15 protein-coding genes are annotated in these 22,302 nt (G+C 40.2%); 2 read left to right on the forward strand and 13 right to left on the reverse strand.

Going from position 1 to position 22,302, the window contains the following annotated elements; translation table 11 throughout:
- Positions 1 to 3: 3 nt before the first annotated feature.
- Entirely contained in the window at positions 4 to 888 is an 885-nt protein-coding gene (locus tag R2Q84_RS17205) for a MerR family transcriptional regulator (protein ID WP_316817819.1), read from the reverse strand.
- An 83-nt stretch (positions 889 to 971) separates the two neighbouring features.
- Complete coding sequence (locus R2Q84_RS17210; RefSeq protein ID WP_316817820.1) at positions 972 to 2,264, reverse strand: DASH family cryptochrome; 1,293 nt, start codon at positions 2,262 to 2,264, stop codon at positions 972 to 974.
- Between the two features lie 255 nt (positions 2,265 to 2,519).
- Between R2Q84_RS17210 and R2Q84_RS17215 the strand changes: the two genes are divergently transcribed.
- Together R2Q84_RS17215 and R2Q84_RS17220 are read left to right on the forward strand one after the other, a co-directional pair.
- Positions 2,520 to 3,425 (forward strand): TIGR01777 family oxidoreductase, encoded by a 906-nt coding sequence (locus tag R2Q84_RS17215; RefSeq protein WP_316817821.1) that lies wholly within the window; start codon positions 2,520 to 2,522, stop codon positions 3,423 to 3,425.
- 11 nt (positions 3,426 to 3,436) lie between these two features.
- Positions 3,437 to 4,741 carry a deoxyribodipyrimidine photo-lyase gene (locus R2Q84_RS17220; RefSeq protein WP_316817822.1) on the forward strand — a complete coding sequence of 435 codons (1,305 nt, stop codon included), beginning with the start codon at positions 3,437 to 3,439 and terminating at the stop codon, positions 4,739 to 4,741.
- Between the two features lie 11 nt (positions 4,742 to 4,752).
- On the opposite strand, the gene R2Q84_RS17225 is transcribed toward R2Q84_RS17220, so the two are convergent.
- The 11 genes from R2Q84_RS17225 to R2Q84_RS17275 all read right to left on the reverse strand — a co-directional run bounded on the left by R2Q84_RS17225 (position 4,753) and on the right by R2Q84_RS17275 (position 22,166).
- Complete coding sequence (locus R2Q84_RS17225; RefSeq protein WP_316817823.1) at positions 4,753 to 5,652, reverse strand: FKBP-type peptidyl-prolyl cis-trans isomerase; 900 nt, start codon at positions 5,650 to 5,652, stop codon at positions 4,753 to 4,755.
- Entirely contained in the window at positions 5,645 to 6,142 is a 498-nt protein-coding gene (locus tag R2Q84_RS17230) for an FKBP-type peptidyl-prolyl cis-trans isomerase (protein WP_316817824.1), read from the reverse strand. Before R2Q84_RS17230 ends, R2Q84_RS17225 begins: the two co-directional genes overlap by 8 nt.
- Positions 6,143 to 6,283: 141 nt before the next feature.
- Positions 6,284 to 8,074 carry an acyl-CoA dehydrogenase family protein gene (locus tag R2Q84_RS17235; RefSeq protein ID WP_316817825.1) on the reverse strand — a complete coding sequence of 597 codons (1,791 nt, stop codon included), beginning with the start codon at positions 8,072 to 8,074 and terminating at the stop codon, positions 6,284 to 6,286.
- 15 nt (positions 8,075 to 8,089) lie between these two features.
- Entirely contained in the window at positions 8,090 to 9,268 is a 1,179-nt protein-coding gene (locus R2Q84_RS17240; protein ID WP_316817826.1) for an acetyl-CoA C-acyltransferase, read from the reverse strand.
- Between the two features lie 23 nt (positions 9,269 to 9,291).
- A complete protein-coding gene (locus R2Q84_RS17245; RefSeq protein ID WP_316818026.1) occupies positions 9,292 to 11,652 on the reverse strand; it encodes a 3-hydroxyacyl-CoA dehydrogenase/enoyl-CoA hydratase family protein in 2,361 nt (786 codons plus the stop codon).
- 67 nt (positions 11,653 to 11,719) lie between these two features.
- Positions 11,720 to 12,193, reverse strand: coding sequence for a MarR family winged helix-turn-helix transcriptional regulator (locus R2Q84_RS17250; protein WP_316817827.1), 474 nt, complete (start codon positions 12,191 to 12,193; stop codon positions 11,720 to 11,722).
- A 132-nt stretch (positions 12,194 to 12,325) separates the two neighbouring features.
- Positions 12,326 to 13,651 carry a DUF6089 family protein gene (locus R2Q84_RS17255; RefSeq protein WP_316817828.1) on the reverse strand — a complete coding sequence of 442 codons (1,326 nt, stop codon included), beginning with the start codon at positions 13,649 to 13,651 and terminating at the stop codon, positions 12,326 to 12,328.
- A gap of 203 nt (positions 13,652 to 13,854) precedes the next feature.
- Complete coding sequence (locus R2Q84_RS17260; RefSeq protein ID WP_316817829.1) at positions 13,855 to 15,627, reverse strand: long-chain fatty acid--CoA ligase; 1,773 nt, start codon at positions 15,625 to 15,627, stop codon at positions 13,855 to 13,857.
- Between the two features lie 401 nt (positions 15,628 to 16,028).
- On the reverse strand, positions 16,029 to 17,204 hold the full coding sequence (locus R2Q84_RS17265) for a TlpA disulfide reductase family protein (RefSeq protein WP_316817830.1): 1,176 nt from the start codon (positions 17,202 to 17,204) through the stop codon (positions 16,029 to 16,031).
- 14 nt (positions 17,205 to 17,218) lie between these two features.
- Positions 17,219 to 18,646 (reverse strand): RagB/SusD family nutrient uptake outer membrane protein, encoded by a 1,428-nt coding sequence (locus R2Q84_RS17270; protein ID WP_316817831.1) that lies wholly within the window; start codon positions 18,644 to 18,646, stop codon positions 17,219 to 17,221.
- Positions 18,647 to 18,668: 22 nt separating this feature from the next.
- A complete protein-coding gene (locus tag R2Q84_RS17275; protein ID WP_316817832.1) occupies positions 18,669 to 22,166 on the reverse strand; it encodes a SusC/RagA family TonB-linked outer membrane protein in 3,498 nt (1,165 codons plus the stop codon).
- Between the last annotated feature and the right edge of the window lie 136 nt (positions 22,167 to 22,302).

Below are 22,302 nucleotides of genomic sequence, written 5' to 3' on the forward strand. Positions count from 1 at the left end.
TCTTTATAATTCTTCAAGAAATTCCACCATATCACAAACATTCTTTAAAGGGGTCAACCGATCGTTTATAAGAAGGTCAAATTCCGAGATCAGGCTTCCGCCAACTAATAAAGGAACTTCAATATGTTCCATTACTTTTGCAATAATTTTATTAAGATCTTTCCCGAGATTTAAAGAGGTCAGTATGATAAAGGCGTAATCAGGTTGATACGAATGAATGACCTTTTTGATATCATTATATCGAACATCTCCCCCAAGATAAAGCGTTTCATGTCCGCATCGTTTAAGTAGATACCTGGCGAAAAGCAAGCCGGTTTCATGCATTTCTTCTTCAGGCAAAAAGAGTACAAAACGCAAAGGCTTCTCCAGCTCTGGTTTTTGAATTTTATCAATTTCGACTATGATACGGTCCCGGATCAGGTTAGCCGCAAAATGTTCCTGCGAAGGCTCGATGGTACCGGTTTGCCAAAGCATCCCGATCCGCTTCATAAACGGGAACAGCACTACGTCCATTGCTTTTATCAAACCCATTTCCTTAATACACCCCATCAGGATCTTTGAAAACTCCCTTTCGTCATATCTTAATGTTGCATTGGAAAGGTTCAACAGCTGTACCGTTTCATTCTCCAAATTAGCATTAAGCTGTACAATCAAATCCAGGATCTGCGGTTTGCCCATTCTGGCTATTCTGCTGATTTTATAGCCGTTCTCATTTAATGTAACAATGTTGAGCAGCATTTTCAAATCCTCCTCATCGTAATACCTGATATTGGTTAGGGTACGTTTTGGCGGAACAAGATTATACCTTGCCTCCCAGGCCCTTATTGTATGTGCTTTTATACCGATAATGCCTTCTATGTCGCTGATTGAATATCTCTTCACCTTCATTAAACAACAAAAGTTAAACAACTTTGTTTAAAATGCAAATTCGTTGAGCTTTTGTTGAACGCAAAAAAATATAAAACTTAAAATCAGGCAAAAAGAGAATCATCAGGAAGTACCACTTCCAAAATTTTGATCTGTTTGTTTAAATCGAACCCATTTTTTGACTTAACATCCTTACTAACCCCCGCTACGCTTGCCCAGTTCCCCCAATTACTTGCAGGTGCATAATCAACCAGTTTTTCTTCAAAATAGGCCGCACCACAACTCCAGTGAACTCTTAGTATATGAACAAGAAATGTAGCAACCAGCAATCTCCCGGCATGAGGTATAAAACCAGTCGCGTTTAAATCAAACATATATTTATCAACTACAGCATTACCAGTGTTTCCCGATTTCCAATCCTCCAAACCTGTTCCTTTTAATTCAAGGGCAGTGAGAATAGCCTGTTCCAGGTTCTCTTCCTGAAAAAAAGTAACGCCATGTTTTTTAAACATAAACCTGTAATAATCTCGCCACAACAGCCCCAGTATAATTTGATTAAAATTACTGTTACTGCCAAATTTACTCTCAGCCTCTTTAACCTGCCAATAAACTTTTCTCGGCGACAAGCATCCTAATGCCAGCCATGCCGACAATCGTGATGCAAATCCGGGCTTATCTATACTTGATTTATGATTTGTCTTTAAATAAATATCAGAGCCTTCGCTAAGCAATAATCTCAAATGCTCAAGCCCTGCCTCCTCACCACCCTCTGCATAACTGGCATCAGGATCATTACCATTTAAGCTAAAGCCCAATTCATCAAGCGAAGGGATGACTCCCCAACTGTCATGCTCTACAAAAACGATACTTTGTGGAGAATCAAAACAAGATTTCACAATAGCGTCTCTTTCCGTTTTCTTTTTAAACTGAGCAAAGACATCCGGGATATCCTTTATAGGAAAAGGAAGATCTTCCTTATTATAAAGCGTGTGTCCTATAAAATGCCTTAGGTTAATTTTAAGCGTCCACAAAAGATCTTCTACGTGACCAGATATAAGTGTTTCCTCTGGTCCTACTTCGCGGTGATGATACACTTCCGCAATATCAAATTGTTCAACAAGTTCTTTTATATGATCTTCTGGCTTGCCATGAACCAACAAAATATCGCCCCCCATCTTTTGAAACACGGTTCTTAAAGCAGCTACACTTTCTCTTAAAAAACGTGCCCTAAAAATACCCGTCTTAGCAGTACCAAATTTTGTATTTTCAAAATAACGCGGGTCAAAAAAATAAACGGGTAAAATACTGTCTGATTTAGCAATTGCCTCAACCAACATCTCATTGTCATGTAAGCGAAGGTCGTTTCTAAACCAAACTAATATTTTTTTATTTTTCATTAATTTCTGAACTAAACTTTTATGATAAACTTCAAAAATATGCCATTTTTTATCTTAAAGCTAATAATACGCCAATCTTTACATAAGCAGAACAAAATATTTACCATAAAAAGATAATTTAACAAACCAAATCAACCGGGAATAGTTATATAAGAGCCGCAATAAATCTGCAATTAAATAACACTACCCAAAGAGAATAACAATTGTTTTAACATCTTTAAGTTAACCCTTCATTTAAACCTAAGAAACCTGTATATGAACAAGCAAATTTTAATCACGGGAGCAACAGGATTAATAGGAAAAAAAATAATCAATGCTTTGCAAAAAGCCGGACATACGGTATCCATTCTTTCCAGGAAAAACATTTACATACCCGGTGTTAAAACTTATGTATGGGATGTTTATCACGATAAAATTGACGCCAATTGCATGACGGGAATTGACACAATCATCCATCTCGCCGGAGAAAATATTGCTGCAAAAAAATGGACCCCAAAACGAAAGCAACAAATCATTGACAGCAGGGTATTATCTACCCGGCTATTATACAAAACGATAAAAGAGACCAATGCAACAATCAACACCATAATTTCGGCTTCCGCAGTTGGCTATTATGGCGACCGCGGGGAAGAGATTCTTACTGAAGATAGCCCACCGGGTTACGGCTTTATGGCCGATTGCTGCAAACAATGGGAAGAAGCCGTAGATGAAGGTAAATCACATGGGATCAGAATTGTAAAATTCAGGATTGGTGTCATACTGGCCAAAGGCGAAGGTGCACTGGATTCCCTGGAAAAACCAATTAAATTCTTTGTCGGTGCAGCACTGGGCCCGGGAAACCAATGGGTTCCATGGATACACATTGATGACATTGTTGCTATGTTCACCAATGCGGTTGAAAACCCATCGATGAACGGCGCATACAATGCCTGCGCACCATTCCCTGTAACCAACGCGAGCCTAACCAAATCCATCGCTCAAACACTTCATCGCCCCGTATGGCCTTTTAATGTTCCCGAAAGTTTGCTTAAAATCATCCTGGGAGAAATGAGCGAAGTGATCTTCATAAGTACAAATGCTTCGGTTCAAAAACTACTTTCAACGGATTTCAAATTCAAGTACATCCAACTTAAGGATGCTTTATCCGATATTTACCGTTGAAAAAACTCCTTATGAAACAAGAAATCGCCATTTACTGGATGCGCAGGGATTTAAGGCTAACAGACAATGCAGCACTTCACCATGCACTTAAATCAGGCTATCCTGTACTCTTGCTATTTATTTTTGACAAACACATTCTTTCTAAACTCCCTTCTAAACAAGATGCACGTGTCACTTTTATTTTTGATACAATCGAACAGCTCAACCTAGATCTGAATGAATATGGTTCATCTCTATTGATAAAATATAACACACCAGAAGGAGCATGGGCGGAAACACTGTCTGCCTTTAATGTAAAAGAAGTATATACCAATCACGACTATGAACCTTACGCTCGCGAAAGAGACGATACGCTGGCCGAGTACCTTGCATCAGAAAATATCATCTATAAAACTTTCAAAGATCAGGTGATCTTTGAAAAAAATGAAATCATCAAAGCAGATGGCAAGCCTTACACTGTATTCACACCGTATTACCGTCAATGGCAACAAAAGCTAGATGCATTTTATTTCAAAGCATATCCGGTACAAAAATACCTTAAAGATCTTCTTCCCATCACAATAAAAAATAAGCTGAACCTTGAAGATATGGGATTCGAACGCTCTATGCAGAAATTTCCGACTAAGCATTTTGAGGATAAGCTTCAGACTTATGAAGACAAAAGGGATTTCCCGGCAGAAGATGCAACTTCCCATATCGGCCTGCACCTTAGGTTCGGAACCATCAGTATTCGTGAAGCTGTGAGAGCTGCGATTACACAAAAGGCACATAAATGGCTCTCGGAACTAGCCTGGAGAGACTTCTACATGATGATTCTCTGGCACTTCCCCCACACAATACAGCAGTCTTTCAAACCCGCATACGATAACATACAATGGATTAATGATGAGGCCGATTTTGAAAAATGGTGTAACGGAAACACAGGCTATCCCTTAGTTGATGCCGGGATGCGACAGCTTAATGCAACAGGCTATATGCACAACCGCGTACGCATGGTTGTTGCCAGTTTCCTAACCAAGCATTTATTGATCGACTGGCGTTGGGGCGAAGCTTATTTTGCAGAGAAACTATTAGACTATGAACAAGCCAGTAATGTTGGTGGCTGGCAATGGGCTTGCGGATGCGGCAATGATGCTGCCCCTTACTTTAGAGTATTCAACCCCGAACTTCAGGCTAAAAAATTCGATCCGCAAAACAAGTACATCCATCAATGGATACCTGAGCTAAAACAACAAAAGCATGTTGAACCTATAGTTGAACATGCTTTTGCCAGAGAAAGAGTCTTAAAAGTATTTAAAGAAGCATTAAATCAATAATGCTATACCAATTAATTGGTAACACTCACGATCTCAATATCAAAATCCAGGCACGAATTTGCCGGAATGGATACGTTTCCATTTCCATCTGTTTGCGCAAATTGGCCATAACCTAAATCAGAAGGGATCAACAGTCTGATTTTACCTCCTACACCTATTTTACCTGGTATAACTTTTGTCCAGCCCTGAATTACTTCATTCAACACAAACTCTACCCCGTCAGCACTTGAATCAAATACAGTTCCATTCAGGAATCTACCCGTATATTTCACTTTAACTTTCGACGTTTCCTTAACAGTTTCTTTACCTGTACCCTCTGCCGATATGATGTAACGGACCCTTGTAGGATCTAGTGTTGTTTGCAAATTATTAGCTGCAATAAATTTCTCTAACAAAGCATTATCCAGCTGCACACGGTTCGCATAATCAAGCAGCCCAACTTCAATAATTACGATCTCGTTAGACCCGATTCCCAATTGAGACTGACCATTCTTACCGAAAGCCAATCTTGACGGCAGGATAATTCTTGCATTACCTCCTTTTTTTAATTTATTCAAGGTAAGTCTGACAGCAGGTATCATCCTGAAACTAAACCTATCGGTATAACCTAAAAAAGTAGACGGAATCTGATAATCAGGGCTTTTTAAGAATGAAGTTCCGTCGGCACGTTTAAAATCGTAAGTATAATATACAGAGTCCGGGTAATTAACATCAGCTCCCGTACCTTCATTAATAATCTGATAATAATAACCCAATGTATCTTTTGCATCAGTAATGTTATTTTTAGCCAGATAATCTGCTATCGAACGCTCGTCTAATGTTTCAATAGTTTCATACTCTTTTTTACATGAATTGAATAATACTAAACAGCCTAACAAGGCAATGGTATACAATGATAACTTTTTAATCATTTGTGTTTTTGGGTTTTACAGAATCTATATCTAAAGTAATATCTAAAATTGAATTGGGTGCTATTTTCGGTGAAACAACTTCCCTTTGCTGATAAGCGAGGGGCGAGGGGACAATTAATCTGATTGATCCTCCTACCTTGATTAAACTAACGCCAATCTTCCAGCCTTCAAAATAACCGGGAAGCGTAAATCTAAATGTGCTGTCAACACTCTTGCTTAATAACACCGAATCTTTTAAAATTTTCATGGTATAATTACCAAATATGGTATCAGTCTGACCAACTTGAGCTCCTTCACCTGGCCGGATGATTTTATAATACAAGCCCGAATTGTGTTTAGTCATAGTTACGGCACTATCTACCAAATATTTCGCAATTATCTCATCGTCAATCTCCAGCTGCGTTACGCTATCATAAGGCACTTCTTTTTTGCAGGCAAAAAATGCAACTGCCATCAAAACAAAGGCCAACAAGACACTGGTTTTTAACATAATTCACAAAAATAGTCTTTTATTGCCGATAGCACAATTTTTAACCAATTTTAACAATTATCAATTCCATAAAAAAAGCCCGCAATCTAATTACGGGCCTTCCAGTTTTAATTATGAATCGTCTCTTTTATAACAACTTAATTAGTAACAATATTTATTAGCAGCAATCAATTGTTGTGCCACATTTTGCCTGGCATTTTTAACATTAAAAGCTTCCATTTTAGTAAACCTTTTCAAGCCTACCATCATCATGCGCTGTTCATCACCTTCGGCAAAAGCCCACAATGCCTCTTTTCCTGCTTTTTGTACCGCATCAACTGCTTCAACAAAATAAATACGCATCATATTTAACTGACCTTCGCAAGCTTCCTCACCACGCATACTCACTAATTTCTCCGTTCTCAACATTGCCGATTCAGCGATATAAACATAGCTGGCCATATCAGCAATATTCATCAATATCTCCTGCTCTTTTGATAAGCTCATCATCAGCTTCTGTACCGCAGCACCGGCAACCATAAGTGTTGCTTTCTTCAGGTTTTTAATGATCTTTTTCTCAGCTGCAAAAAGTGTATCATCTTCTTCACCGAAATCAGGTATCGACATCAGCTCAGCTGCAACAGCAGTCGCAGGCGTCATCAAATCCAGCTCACCTTTCATTGCTCGTTTCAGCATCATATCTACCGTCAGCAACCTGTTGATTTCGTTTGTACCTTCAAAAATCCTGTTGATCCTTGCATCACGATATGCCCTATCCATTGGCGCCTCCGCTGAGAATCCCATACCTCCATAAATCTGAACACCTTCATCCACTACATAATCCAGTGCTTCAGAACCCCATACTTTCAGGATGGCACATTCTACCGCATATTCTTCTGTAGACTTCAGCTTGGCTTTACTCGCATCCATACCACCTGCAACCAGGCGTTCATAGGCATCATCAATATTCTGACCTGCACGATAATTTGCAGATTCTACTGCATATACTTTTGCGGCCATTTCCGCCAATTTATAACGAATCGCACCGTATTTCGAAATCGGGCGATCGAACTGGATTCTTTCATTTGAATAATTAACTGCAGTATCGATCACTGCTTTAGAAGCACCAATCGCGGCAGCTGATAATTTAATACGACCGATGTTTAAAATGTTAACGGCAATTTTAAAACCATTCTGGCGCTCAGAAAGCATATTCTCTACAGGAACAGGACAATCATTAAAGAACACCTGTCTGGTTGAAGAACCTTTGATTCCCATTTTATGTTCTTCCGGGTTCATGGTAATACCGCCAAACTCCCGCTCTACAATGAAAGCGGTTAAATTGGCATCGTCATCAATTTTAGCAAACACAATAAAAACATCCGCGAAACCACCATTGGTGATCCACATCTTCTGACCAGTAATCAGGTAATGTTTCCCATCTGTAGATAGCTTTGCTTTTGTTTTACCAGAATTGGCATCCGAACCAGAGTTAGGCTCTGTTAAACAATAAGCAGCCTTCCACTCGCCTGTACCAAGCTTAGGAATATATTTATTTTTTTGTTCTTCAGTTCCATAATACAGAATAGGCAAAGTTCCAATTCCGGTATGTGCCGATAAAGCTACAGCAAAAGAATGTCCCGCACCAATTACATCAGCCACCAGCATTGAGGTATTGAAGTTTTTTCCAAATCCACCATATATTTCAGGAATAGAAACCCCTAAAATACCCAGCTCACCTGCTTTATCCATCAGTGATGGCATCAAACCTTCTTCCTGCGTGTCAATACGGTCCAGGTTAGGATATACTTCTGCTGCCAGAAAATCCCGACAGGTCTGTGCAATCATTTGCTGCTCTTCATCAAATTCTTCAGGAATAAATACATCCTGGTAAGTGGTTTCTGTTATCAAAAACTCGCCACCTTTAATTGTCTTTTTGTCTGTAGCTTCCATGTTTTTTATATTAGATTAAAGCATTTCAAAAATTCCGGCAGCCCCTTGTCCTGTACCTACGCACATCGTTACCATTCCGTATTTCTGATTTCTTCTTTTTAGTTCATTAAATATTTGCACCGATAGTTTCGCGCCTGTACATCCCAATGGATGTCCGAGTGCAATAGCTCCTCCGTTTACATTTAAGATATCCGGATTGATTTTTAACTCCCTCACAATAGCCAGCGATTGCGAAGCAAAAGCCTCGTTCAGCTCAATCATCTCTATCTGATCAAGCGTCATACCAGCTTGTTTTAAAGCCTTTGGTATAGCATAAATTGGTCCAATACCCATAATACGAGGCGGTACACCGGCAATACCGTAACTTACCAAACGCGCTATAGGCTCAACTCCCAGTTCCTTCATTTTCTTTTCAGAAACCACAAGGACAAAAGCAGCACCATCCGACGTTTGCGACGAATTACCCGCTGTTACACAGCCATCGGCAGCAAAAACAGGTTTCAGTTTCGCAAGTTTCTCTACCGAAGTGTCAGCACGGGGGCCCTCATCCGTATCTACCACATAACTCCGGGCCTTCTTTTTCATATCCGCATCCAGGTAATTTTCATTCACCGTAATTGGCAAAACTCCAGCTTTCAAATGGCCATTTTTAATGGCCTCCACAGCTTTCTGGTGCGACTGGTAGGAAAACATATCCTGATCTTCCCTACTCACATTATATTCCTTAGCTACCGCTTCAGCAGTCAATCCCATCCCCCAATACCAATCCGGATTAGTTCTGGCAACATCTGCATTTGGAACAATTTTCCATCCACCAAAAGGCATACCCGACATCACTTCAACTCCACCTGCTATGATGCAGTCAGCCATTCCACTTTTGATCTTGGCAACAGCCGTAGCAATAGTTTCCAACCCCGACGCGCAATACCTGTTTACAGTAACACCCGGCACTTTATCCGTATCCAACCCCATTAGCGAGATCATACGGGCTATGTTCAATCCCTGCTCAGCCTCAGGCGTCGCATTCCCAACAATTACATCATCAATCTGTTCTTTATCCAGATTAGGTACCGAAGCAACCAATGCCCTGATCACTTCTGCGGCCAGATCATCAGCTCTTGTAAAACGAAATACACCACGAGGGGCCTTGCCCACTGCGGTACGATATCCTGCTATAATATATGCTTCTTGCATGTCTTATCTTTTTATTAAGCTAATTAGTTTCTTAATGGTTTACCCTTGGTTACAATACTTTGAATACGTTCTAAAGTCTTACGCTCACCACAAAGCGATAAGAAGACTTCTCTTTCCAGATCCAACAAATACTGTTCTGTTACCTCTGTTGGCGAAGAAAGATCTCCTCCACACATCACCCAGCCCAGTTTCTCAGAAATCTTTTTATCATGCTCAGAAATGTAATGACCAGAGTACATCGTATTCGCGCCAGCATAAACAATTCCCAATCCCTGCTTACCTAAAACTTTAATGTCTTTACGCCTTACGGGCTGTGTATAGCCAGCGTCTGCAAGCTCAATCGCTTTAGCTTTGGCATCAGCAATCAGCCTGCTCCTGTTCATAGAAATCGAATATTTATCCTTTTGCAAATAGCCCAATTCAAAAGCCTCCACAGCTGAGGTAGAAACTTTAGCCATACCAATCGTAAGGAATCTATCTTTTAATGCATTTTGTACAATCTGGTCGTCCCTGTATTCATCAGAAGCACGCAAGGCGAATTCTTTTGTACCGCCACCACCAGGGATTACACCAACACCAAACTCAACCAATCCCATATAAGTTTCCGCATTCAGCTGCACATGATCTGCATGTAAGCTAAACTCACAACCACCACCAAGGGTTAAATTATGAGGAGCAACAACTACCGGAATTGAAGAATATCTGATTCGCATAGAAGTGTTCTGGAACATTCTGATCGCCAGGTTCAATTCCTCCCATTCCTGCTCAACTGCCATCATAAAAATCATTCCCACGTTAGCACCTGCCGAGAAGTTTGCCCCGTCATTACCAATCACTACCCCTCTATAATCTTTTTCTGCCATATCAATGGCTTTATTTATCGCCTGCAAAGTATCTCCACCAATGGTATTCATTTTAGAGTGGAACTCTACATTCAAAATGCCATCACCCAGGTCAATAATAGAAGCTCCGGAGTTTTTCCAGATCACTTTATTGGCCCTTAAATTATCCAGAATGATAAATTCTTCCGCACCAGGCACTACTTTATAACTTTTAGATGGGATATCGTAATACTTCCTTACTCCATTCTCTACCTTGTAAAACGACTTATTTCCGGCAGCAAGCATCTCATGGACCCAGGCCGCAGCCTCATGCCCATATTTCTTCATACCTTCAATAGCTTCGGCAACACCTACAGCATCCCAAACTTCAAATGGCCCCAGGTCCCATCCAAAGCCAGCGCGCATCGCATCATCGATTCTGTACAATTCATCAGAAATCTCAGGGATCCTGTCCGATACATACTCGAACAATCCAAAGAATGAAGCCCTGAACAACTCTCCAGCTTTATCTTTTCCAGCGGCAAAGACTTTCATCCTGTCGCGCACACTTTCAATTGGCTTAGTCAGATCAAGCGTAGCAGATTTAACTTTCTCCTGTGGACGGTACTCCAGCGTTTTTAAATCCAACGCTAATATTTCTGTTTTGCCTTCGGCAGTTTTTGTTTTTTTATAAAAACCCTGTCCGGTTTTATCGCCCAGCCATTTGTTGGCTTCCATCTTTTCCACGTAAGCAGGTAGCTTAAACAAGTCGTGCGCTTTGTCATCCGGACAATTGTCATACAGTCCTTTCGATACTTTAATCATCGTATCCAGACCAACCACATCAGTAGTACGGAATGTCGCCGATTTAGGCCGTCCCAAAGCCGGTCCGGTAAATTTATCAACTTCCTCAACCGTCAGCCCCATCTTTTCTACCAGATGTAGCAAGGCCATAATCGAATATACACCTACCCTATTCGCTATAAATGCAGGTGTATCTTTACATAAAACAGTTGTTTTACCTAAAAACTTATCACCATAATGCATTAAAAATCCCACCAGTTCAGGATTAGTATATGGTGTTGGAATAATTTCCAGTAACCTTAAATAACGCGGCGGGTTAAAAAAATGCGTTCCACAGAAATTTGCTTTAAAATCTTCCGAGCGTCCTTCTGCCATTAAATGGATTGGAATACCCGAAGTATTGGAGGTAACCAAAGTACCGGGCTTACGGTATTGTTCTACCTGTTCAAAAACCTTTTTCTTAATGTCAAGATTTTCCACTACCACTTCAATAATCCAGTCATACCCGGCAATCTTAGACATATCGTCCTCAAAGTTCCCGGTAGAAATTTTATTCAGAACCTTTTTCGAATAAACCGGAGAGGGATTGGTTTTTACGGCATTTTGCAATGCGCTGTTTACAATGGTGTTTTTATCACCCTCTTTCGCTGGAATATCCAGTAAAAGCACCTCTACTCCTATGTTCGCAAAGTGACAGGCAATTCGCGAGCCCATAATCCCTGAGCCCAGCACCACTACTTTATTTATCTTTTTGTTCATCATTTTCATTAGGATATAATTTCTTTTTTATCGGTTATGAATTTAAAGGCTATGAAGCTATCATAAACTATTCATCTCGTTTTGTCGATGGTGTGTTTATGATGGTTTCAACGGGAATTTTATATGCCAATGTCAGTTTATTCAATTTCTGCAGGGTAACTATAAGATTGTTTTTTTCGGTAACACTCAGATTTTTCCCCAGGTACTCATTAAAAGCAATCACCACACCCTTAGCCATATGTCTTTTTTCATAACCAAGGTCTGTCAGATAGACTTTTACAGAACGCTTATCACCTGCAGAAGTCTCCCTGTATATTAACCCTAATTCTTCCATATTGTTTAGCATTCTCGACAGACTTGTTGCCTTTACGCCAAGGAGGCCGGCAAGCTGTGAAACCGCCGTTCCCTCTTTATCAATGTTGATCAACACATAGCCTATAGCTTGCGTTATTCCAAATCCTGAAGCTATCTGATTGTATGTATTCGATACATTTTGCCAAACCACCTTTAAAAAATAATCAATTGTTTCCTGCTGTTTCATTAAATACTATGCTTGCATAACAAAGCTATAGAATATAAAACTATAATGCAAGGAGAATTATTAAAATAATAAAACATAAAAAAGCCTCCCTAAATAATTCAGGAAGGCTGTTAAATTCAATGATTTTAGTGCTTAGAACAAGGTAAATTCAACCCTTCTGTTCTTCTGACGACCAGCAGCCGTTTTATTAGAGGCAATAGGCTGGTTCATTCCATAACCAGTTGCTTCAATTCTTGACGGATTAGCGCCCTGAGAAACCAGATAAGCTTTAATAGCCTCCGCTCTGTCTTTAGACAACCTCATATTTAGCGCTGCCGAACCAGTGTTATCTGTATGACCAGCTAATTTTAAACTGAAGTTCTTCTCTATCAAAAGTGCAGCAACACGATTTAATGTAGCGTAAGATTTTTGGCGGATAGTTGCCTTACCTAAATCGAATTCCAGATTTTTTATGGCATCCTCAACAACTCTGCGATCAGCTTCTGTGATGATTACTTTTTCCTGAATAACCGGAACCGGTACTTTTAACGGGCAGCCTGAACCATCCACTACAATACCAACTGGTGTACCCGGACATTTATCCAGTTTATCTGCAACACCGTCACCATCGCTATCTTTCAATAGGTCGTTCATTTCAGACCTTAATTTCGAATTTTCAGCTTTCTGTGCGTCCAGATCACTTCTCAACGACGTAGCCAGTTGTTTAGCCTGCAATGCTTCATCATAAGTTAAAGCTACAGGATTATGCCAGGCCAGCTGTTTTCCTTTGCCAAGCGCAAACTCCAGGCCTCCGTAAGCATAATTGTATTTATCGTTACCTCCACGACTGAATCCATCAAGATTATCACCGTCAACATAGTTAATGGTCCAACCTAAATCCAGGTTCAACCTCTCAGCCAATTTGAATTTAGCGCCTACACCAACTGGAATAATAAGCTCTTTAATTGTCTTACCGCCAGCATAATCCGTTAATCCGCCACTTCCTGCGGCAGTTTTAACTTTATAACCAGCTAAACCAGCACCGGCAGAGGCATACAACTGCACAGCACTATTGTCATTAAACATACTGATGTTAAATAAATTCACCACAGCATTTAAGCTTCCTGAGTAAGAAAGGTCAGTTTCAAAAGCACTTACAGGACTTGTGTTGGTCGCCCCACCATCCCATGCTTCAGAGTTATCTCCTTTTAATTTACCCCTGACTCCATCTAAACGCAACGAGAAATAAGGTGTGATTTGTTTTTTGATGTACAAACCATACCCCAAATCGGTTTTCCATTTGGAGAAATCATTTTTACCGCCTAATGGAGAAACAGGTGTCAGCGCACCTGCATTTAAGCCAATAGACCAGGTTGAGAGCGAACTCCCCTCGGCTATTTTATCCTGCGCCTGAACAGCACCGCCTAACAATAAGGCTGAGAAAGCCAGCGGCAAGCATTTAAATAGGTTTTGTTTCATAGTAGGGTTATTAATTAGTTAGCAGAATGTTTAATTCTCAAAACCACAATTCAATCTTCAAGCCAAATTCTGAAAACCCCTTTTTCACTATGAATACAAACTTTACCTGTGCGTAATTCTATACACCTTACCGATCAAAACATACACATCTGACAATCTTCCATTTACCACTATTTTCGCCCAGCGAAACTTATGATATACAACTACCCTTTGTATCCCTCAGCGTCAGCATAAATTTTATCAATAATTACTGCGTTTTTCTCTAGTACAACTTTTCTTTTCAAGCTCAATTTCGGTGTAAGTTCACCACCATCTATACTCCATAACTTAGGTAATAAAGCAAAACGTTTTACTTGCTCCCATTTACCAAAATCTTTACTACTCAATTCCACTATCTGACTAAATTTCTCAATAACCTGAGCATTTTTAGACATATCTTCATCATTGGTGTAGTTAATTCCCTTTTTCTCGGCCCAGGCTTTCAACGCCACAAAATTAGGTACTATTAAAGCTGCCGGGAATTTGCGGTTTTCACCCAATACCATCACCTGTTCAACCAAAACCGTTTCCTTAAATTTATTTTCTATAGTTTGTGGAGCGATGTACTTCCCGCCAGCAGTTTTAAATATTTCCTTTTTACGATCGGTGATCTTAAGGAACCTGCCTCCAACAATTTCACCGATATCACCAGTATGGAACCAACCATCCTTATCTATCGTTTCGGCAGTCAGATCATCACGCAGATAATACCCTTTCATAATTGCATGTCCACGCGCCAAAACTTCGCCATCTTCCGCAATCTTAATCTCCATCCCATCAATTGCAGGCCCCACTGTTCCAAACATCGTATTATCAAAATGATTAACTGTAATTACCGGCGATGTTTCTGTTAAACCATAACCTTCAAAAACCGGCATTCCTGCAGCCCAGAATATTCTGGCCAAACGAGGATTTAAAGCTGCTCCACCAGAAACAATGACAACAATATTTCCACCCAGGGCCTCCTGCCATTTCTTAAAAACCAGCTTTCGGGCAATACCCAGTTTTAAATTGTAGAACCAGCCATTCCTGACTTCATATTTTTCGGCCAACGCTACCGACCAGAAAAAGATACCTCTTTTGATTCCGGTAAGCGCTTTACCTTTTTCCATAATCTTTTCATACACCTTTTCCAACAAACGCGGAACGGTTGAAAAAACACTAGGTTGCACAAACTGTATATCGGCAACGATGGTTTCCATACTTTCAGCATAGTAAACACCTACACCAGAGTACATGTAGAGGTATACCACCATTCGCTCAAAAATATGAGAAAGTGGCAAAAAGCTTAAGCCTTTTTTTATACCATCCGGCAACAACACCGCAGAGTTTTCAAAGTTTTTCACCAGATTATTATGGGTTAACATTACCCCTTTAGGTGTTCCTGTGGTTCCCGAAGTGTAGATCAACGTTAAAATATCGTCTGCCTTAACAGCATTTCTATATTCATCCAGATTTACCTGATCCTGACTTTCACCTGCTTTTAACAAGGCTGTCCAATTTTCTGTTCCGGCTATTTCATCGAATGTGAAGATCTTAACCGGTGAGGCTAATACTTTATTTACGGCTTCCAGTTTTTTATAGATGACTTCATCAGCTGCAAAAACTACAGTCACCTCAGCATTTTCGAGAATAAATTTAATGTCATGTTCCGCAAGTGTAGGGTACAACGGGATCTGGTAAGCTCCAATCTGCATAATCGCAAAATCAGTAATATTCCACTCCGGCCTGTTGTGCGACATAACCGCTACCCGGGAAGTCTTACCCAGACCTAACCCGACCAATCCTTTACTTAATAAATTAACTGTATCACTAAACTTTTGGGTACTATATTTCACCCATTGACCTTTTATCTTACCACTGATAAATTCCTCTTTCGGAAAATTCTCTAAGTTGTATTGAAGTAAATCGAATACTCTTGTTATCGTTGCAGCCATAGTATGATCAGCTTAATTAAAGATTTGGTTAAATGACTGTACAACGATAGATACTTTTGCACAGTCCTTGCTTCCCAAACTTAATTAAAAATAATTGAATTTTACAGCTGCTGCTTTCCAAAAAACCGAAAGTCATTTCATCATTTTTTAGGTATTTTTTCAGAAACCCAACCATTTCGATTAACAATACAAGCTTTTTTTGACTACTGTTTTCTGATACTACCGTAAATACGAACAGGGACATAACAGGGAGATAACAAGAGCATAGCCCGGATCAAGCAGAGCCAACCTCCCTAAAAAAACATATAAAACGCTTTCTATAACGGGCTCATTTTCTGATATCAGAAAATGAGCCTGTTAATCACAAACGACGTTTCAAGTATTTGTACTATTGATTCTATTTAGGATTTAGGCTCCTGGAATTTAGCTTTTACCTCATCCAATGTGAGGTTTTGACCAACCACCATTCCTTTTTCGTTAAGCAGGAACATCGCTGGAATAGCTTTGATTTTCCATGCATCAGCCGATGGCCCCTTATCCAGAAAACTTGGCCAAGGTAATTGTTCTTCAACTTCGGCTTTTTGCCAGTCTGCCTCTTTTTTATCAATAGACACGCTAACGATCTGCAGTCCTTTAGCATTCAATTCAGCATATAGTTTTTTAAGCGCAGGGATTGATTTCCGGCAAGGTGCACACCAGGAAGCCCAGAAATCAACAAGAACATATTTGTGTCCATTGGTTAAGGCTGCAATAGCCGGTGAAGCATTATTATTTGCTTTCATATCTAGTAACGGTGCCTGTTTACCTATAAATCCTTCCGGAAATAATTCCTCTTTAACTATTTTCCCGTAGTGACTTTTTTGAGCCTCTGGAGAAAATGACTCGAACAACTTGTTTTCATTCGGTGTAAAATAGCTCATCGTATTTAACATAAAGAATGGCCCCCACCAGGAGTTATTATTTTCTTTAACAATTCCAGTAAGTGTTTTGGACACATGATTGAAGAAAGCGGATTCATCTGCCTCAAATTGCTTGTAGGCATCAGTTTTTCTTAATGAATCAACTTTAACACTATCTTTTGCCTGTTGTGCAACGGCTAACTTCGAACTAATGTCTTCCCCTCTTTTGTGATAAGCCGCATAGTCACCATCCAACGCATATTTTGGAGCCACCTTTTTAAGGTAGAGATCATGAATCGGACTACCTTTTACTTTAATATTGCTGAAGTTGTAAACTTTAATACCCTCTCTATCTTCAAAAGTTGCCTTTCCTGTTACTGTGATCGCTGTATTTTCAACCATAATTTCACAACCTCCATAGGTACCCTTTACCTGAATCATCAGAAATCTTGGTCCAGCTACGGTTCCTTTAAAAGCAAATTTTCCATTAGCGATTGTTGTTGTTCCTATTGCTTTTTCATTTTTATGTGTAGAAGCCGGGACAAGTTCTAATATCGTACCGTTATTAAGTCCCGAAAAACTTCCTGTTATTGTAAATGTTGAGGCCAAAGGGTTTGCCTTAATCGCCAGGGCAAAAAACAATAATGCCAGCGTATTTATTATTTTGAATGATTTCATTTTATTTTTTCTAATTATTTACTTACGTTTTGTTCCAGTGTTCCATTTCCCGGATTTTTAATCGCGCCCAAAGGGAATGGCATTGTCCAGAGGTGGGAATTGGGCGACAAGCTTAAATTCTGACCTCCTTCTGTTTTCGTGAGTGTAGTGGCGTAATTGCTGTCTTTATTTAAGCGCCGCATGTCAGCAAATGGTACTACTCCAAAAATCAAGCTGTTGCCTTTAGTACGCTGTATGAGTTTAACAGCCTGGATAACCGTGGAAGCACTAGACGCCACATAATTTTGTGGAAAAATGTGCTTCACACGAACCGCATCAAGTGTAGTAAGCGCTCCGCCAATATTATTCAAACGCGCCTGGCATTCAGCTTTGATCAAATACACTTCTGTCGTTGTCAATCCACTATGGTTGTAGAAGCCGTTAGTGATACTTGTAAAATAGGTATCTGGCCCTACCGTTCTCTGCCTCCAGCGCGACGCAAACATAGCATCACCATTCTCATACCTGGCGGCCCTATCACTACGGATTGTAAGTTCTCTTCCATTATTACTGCTGAGACCATGGCGGAAGTAATAAGTTTCCACAAAATTAAATCCCATAGGAGAGGGACTAAGACTATAAACTGGCTGGTTATTTGGGTCCACAGCCTCAATTCTGCTCTTGTTCTCCGCATAATAAGCAGTCCAGTCGAACAACTTGTCGTTATATTTCAAAGCTTCATTTGCAGCAGTTAGCGCCTCATTGTATTTACCCATAGTCAGGTAAAGACGTGCCTTGAATGCATAGGCAGCCCCCAAATTGGGATGTAATACCGTTGCGCTGGTTGCTCGCAGCGCTGGTATTGCCTCATCAACATTCTTTAGCATAAAGTCATAAATCTCCTTTACAGATACCTGTTTGTAAGGGGCGTCAACATTTGCACTGGTAATCAGTGGTACCGCACGCTTGTTAGCGGCATTTGCTTCCTCATAAGTATCCGCATAATAATTCGCAACAGTATAGTAAGCTATTGCCTGAATTATCTTTGCTTGCGCGATAAGTTCTGCCTTCTGCGCATCAGTACCCTCTGTTGCGTTATTTACGTTCTCAATCAGCAGATTTGTGGTACTGATAGTCGAGTAACTGCTATAATAAGTCGTTTCATCAGCATTGTTGAGTGTGATCCGGTTGGCACTCTCGTTCCAATTGTAGTTAACCCCATCTAATGGACTATAATTCAGGTTTGCCGTGGTTTCGAAACGGTCATTCAGCAATAAAGTTGCACGGTTTACATTCGTCGTATGATTATCATATTCGTTGCGCATAAACGCTTCATAGTCAGCAAAAGTAGTTGGTATCTTTTGCCCCGTAGGTGGGACGTCTATAAACTTTTTGCAACTGATAAAACTTAAGCTGAGTAAAACCGTTAGTATGCCTATGTTTTTTGAAAATATTGTTTTCATCTTTATAGAGATTTAATAATGTCTAGAAATTAAGGTACATGCCCCATACGTAATTCGGTCGTACATAACCGTTCAATAGGTATTTGGCATTCTGACTTTTAGCAAGTGTAAAAGCATTCTCTACGTTGAACTGGAAGCGCACACCTTGCATACCCCACTTGTTGCTGATGTTAGCAGGCAGTTTGTACGCAAGTGATATGTTTCTCATTCGCAGATTGCTCGCATCCAGCACATTGATATCAGCATTCTGATAGATACCAGCACTCTGACTGCTAAAATCAGGATCTTCGGCAAATACAGCACGCGGCACATTCGTCCTGGTCTCATCACCTTTTACTTTCCAGCGATTATTGATATCCTTATTAATCACCCCAATTGTACTGACATAGCCAAATAGATTATTGTTATCGTTCTCTAGCATTGGAAGGAACGTATTTCTCATTTTATGCCCCCCTTCAAAAGTGAGCAGGAACGAGAAAGTAAAGTTTTTATAATCCAAAGTGTTGTTTATTGATCCACTATATTTAGGCACCATAGTTCCTGCATAAACAATTGATTGCAGTGTGCCTGGAGAATAAGTAAATTTCTCACCCCTTTCATCATAAACCTGCGGCAAGCCGGTATCGCTCAAGCCCGCCCATTTATATGCATAAATTGCATTGTAAGGATTGCCAACCCGTGGAAACGCTTCAGGATAGTCTAACTGCAGGAAGTATACCGGTGCTTCAATGTTAACATAAGTTACCTCATTTTTATTCCGTGCATATTGAACTGCCAGGTTCCAGTTTAGATCTTTACTACGTAAAACATCACCAGCAATTGAAACTTCAATTCCTTTGTTGACCATTTCTCCATTGTTGATACTGTAAGTGCTATAGCCAAATCCCTCAGTCGGAACACCCTGCGTATTGGCCAGCAGGTTTTTACCTTGTCTGTTGTAATAATCTACACTACCGGAGATTCGGTTATTAAACATGGCAAAATCAACTCCAACATTTGTCGTAGTTGTTTTTTCCCAGGAAAGCAGTGGGTTTGGTCTACTGCCCACACTAGCCTGCAAACCACCAACATTATTGTTTTGATAATAATAAGCGGTCAGAAAAGGAGCTCTGTCCGAATAAATATTTCCACCTGTACCATACGATGTACGAAGTTTCAATACGTCTAACCAATCGGTTTGAAAAAATGATTCTCTATGAATGTTCCACCCTGCTCCTGCAGACCAGATTGGTGTATTCTGGTATTTAGAACTGTTACTCCAGAGGTTAGACTTATCCAGACGAATGCTACCGGTAAGCAAATACTTATCATCATAACTGTATCCAGCATTGGCATAAAAAGATACGAAACGATTTACATTCTGATATTGAACATACTGATCCCTGTCCATGAAACTTCCAGAGCCCACAATATTACCGGGGTAACCGGCCAGCAATTGGGGATTAATGAAATCATAGCTCAATACTTGCGGATCAAAATTATATAGATATTGTGAATTGTTTTCTCGTTTTGCATTTCTGATCTCTGTACCCATAATGGCATTCAGGCTATGTTTTTCTCCGAAACGCTTATCAATATTCAACTGCTGCCGGAAGTTGTAAGCACTGCGGAACTGATTTTGGTCGTAATTAATGTGACCATAGGGCAAATTAAAGGTCGCCGGACCAGTAGGGTTACTTGAAGCAAAACTATTCACTCTGTTCCGCACATAGAAAGAGTTTTTGTCATACAAGATATTGCCACGATCGGTAGCATATTCGTACTGGAAGGTTGGGCTGTAAGAAAGCCAATCGGTAATCTTTGCATGCAATTTGACAAAAGTCCGGCTGCTGAAACTTTTTGTTTTCTCAATATTCCAGGCCTGCTCCTGTAATGGGTTAATATCCAAGCTGTAGAGTCCATTGCTGTTGATCTGTGTCATGGTACTTGCGGCCAAACGTGAAGCTGCTGCGGATACAAAATTGCTGCCATCAGGATTTACAAGCCTGTCATAAGGTAAATATTGATATCCTGGCGAAAGGGTATTATAAGTTTGTGCTTTATTTTCTGTGTAAGACAAAAACGTATTGAGATCCAGGCTAAGCCATTTGGTAATCTGCGTTTTATTGTTCAGGTTCAGACCTACAGATTCATCTCCATTGTATTTATTTTCAAACTTATTATTACGGTATGTAACAGAGCTGTAAAACGAGTTTTTCTCCGTAGCATTGCCAACACTAACATTGTATTGCTGGTAGAAAGGACTGCGCTTGCTATATTTTTCTACGTCTTTATAGTATTGAAATCCAGCGCCTGCAAGACGGTCCAGGGTGGCATTCATTTCTGCCGCAGATAATGTGCCCGCTGTATTGCGCAATATCGCATTGATACCCTGATTTTGGTAAGCTACATTTTCCAGGAGATTCGTTGCATATGCCGCAGCATCTGCACCTTTAAGATTGGGGTTACTTGCTGCCCATTCTTTTTCAAGGGCAATAATATCAGCTGCATCGGTAAGGTTGCCAGTATAATAGCGGTAAGGCTGCAAAGTTAAGGTGCTGGAAACATTGATCTGCGGCTTTCCCAGTTTTGCTTTCTTAGTAACGATGACAATAACTCCATTAGAAGCACGGGAACCGTAAATCGAAGCCGCAGCAGCATCTTTTAATACAGTTATACTTTCTATATCTTCCAGGTTCAAACCCGGAATTCCATCGGTAATTGAGCTGTTAGGATCATATTTGGTATTTTCTACCGGGAACCCATCAATAACATACAAAGGAGCTGTTAACCCCTGCATGGTAGAGGTACCACGGATAAGCCCGTTGTTGTAACCCGCAATCCGGCCTTCCAGTAAAGACTGCATACTGCTTAAACGTTGCTGTTCCAGTTTTTTTGAAGACAGCGTAGAGAATGATCCCGTTACGCGTTCTTTTGGTAAGGTTTGATATCCGGTAGACACGGTAACTTCCTCCAGTTCATCCGTAGCCACTTCCAGACTAATATTTCCCAGATCTTCTCCAGCTTTTACTTCTTTAGTTTTATATCCTAAAAAAGAAATAACCAAAACTGCATTTTGGTCTACTCCTTTGAGCACAAAACGTCCCTCCTCATCCGTCGAGCTAACTCGCTTGGTTCCTTTTACCAGTATGGTCGCACCAATAAGTGGCCTTCCTGCTTCATCTAATACTTTACCCTTAACATCAATTGCCTGAAACCGGGCGATAAGATTATCTACAAACGAGGGTTCTTTTTTCTTAACAAGGACTGTTTTATTATTTATGATAAATTCCAGTGGCTGGTTTTTAAATATCTGTTCCAACACATCTTTTAAATCGGCATTTTTTGCCTGTATGCTTACTTTTGCAGCATTTTTTAACATAGAATTGGTTACAACAAAGCTAAAGCCTGTCTGATCACTGATCTGATCAAAAACGGTTAGTAATTTTGCGTCCTTAACTGACAAAGAGATCTTTTGTGCATAGGTTCCGGCATTGACCTGCATAATTACTACAAATAAGAGTAGAGTGGTTAACTTCATAACTCTCCATATTTTATACTGCGCATACCATGAGCACAGCATTTGGGTGCAAATTTTGTACATTTGTTTAGGGTCGGTTGTTAGCTGTTTGCCTTGTATTTTCCAGATTCGCGGCGTCCAGCGGTTAGTTGATATT

The sequence above is a fragment of the Pedobacter nyackensis genome, assembly GCF_032678475.1.
Classification (GTDB): Bacteria; Bacteroidota; Bacteroidia; order Sphingobacteriales; family Sphingobacteriaceae; genus Pedobacter; species Pedobacter nyackensis_A.

Excerpts from the sequence above, each read along its gene's own strand:
- R2Q84_RS17230 (WP_316817824.1), bottom strand. The coding sequence starts at position 6,142 with ATGTTAAAAACCAGTGTCTTGTTGGCCTTTGTTTTGATGGCAGTTGCA.
- R2Q84_RS17220 (WP_316817822.1), top strand. The coding sequence starts at position 3,437 with ATGAAACAAGAAATCGCCATTTACTGGATGCGCAGGGATTTAAGGCTA.
- R2Q84_RS17260 (WP_316817829.1), bottom strand. The coding sequence starts at position 15,627 with ATGGCTGCAACGATAACAAGAGTATTCGATTTACTTCAATACAACTTA.
- R2Q84_RS17225 (WP_316817823.1), bottom strand. The coding sequence starts at position 5,652 with ATGATTAAAAAGTTATCATTGTATACCATTGCCTTGTTAGGCTGTTTA.
- R2Q84_RS17205 (WP_316817819.1), bottom strand. The coding sequence starts at position 888 with ATGAAGGTGAAGAGATATTCAATCAGCGACATAGAAGGCATTATCGGT.
- R2Q84_RS17265 (WP_316817830.1), bottom strand. The coding sequence starts at position 17,204 with ATGAAATCATTCAAAATAATAAATACGCTGGCATTATTGTTTTTTGCC.
- R2Q84_RS17255 (WP_316817828.1), bottom strand. The coding sequence starts at position 13,651 with ATGAAACAAAACCTATTTAAATGCTTGCCGCTGGCTTTCTCAGCCTTA.
- R2Q84_RS17240 (WP_316817826.1), bottom strand. The coding sequence starts at position 9,268 with ATGCAAGAAGCATATATTATAGCAGGATATCGTACCGCAGTGGGCAAG.
- R2Q84_RS17275 (WP_316817832.1), bottom strand. The coding sequence starts at position 22,166 with ATGAAGTTAACCACTCTACTCTTATTTGTAGTAATTATGCAGGTCAAT.
- R2Q84_RS17250 (WP_316817827.1), bottom strand. The coding sequence starts at position 12,193 with ATGAAACAGCAGGAAACAATTGATTATTTTTTAAAGGTGGTTTGGCAA.
- R2Q84_RS17210 (WP_316817820.1), bottom strand. The coding sequence starts at position 2,264 with ATGAAAAATAAAAAAATATTAGTTTGGTTTAGAAACGACCTTCGCTTA.
- R2Q84_RS17215 (WP_316817821.1), top strand. The coding sequence starts at position 2,520 with ATGAACAAGCAAATTTTAATCACGGGAGCAACAGGATTAATAGGAAAA.
- R2Q84_RS17270 (WP_316817831.1), bottom strand. The coding sequence starts at position 18,646 with ATGAAAACAATATTTTCAAAAAACATAGGCATACTAACGGTTTTACTC.
- R2Q84_RS17245 (WP_316818026.1), bottom strand. The coding sequence starts at position 11,652 with ATGAACAAAAAGATAAATAAAGTAGTGGTGCTGGGCTCAGGGATTATG.
- R2Q84_RS17235 (WP_316817825.1), bottom strand. The coding sequence starts at position 8,074 with ATGGAAGCTACAGACAAAAAGACAATTAAAGGTGGCGAGTTTTTGATA.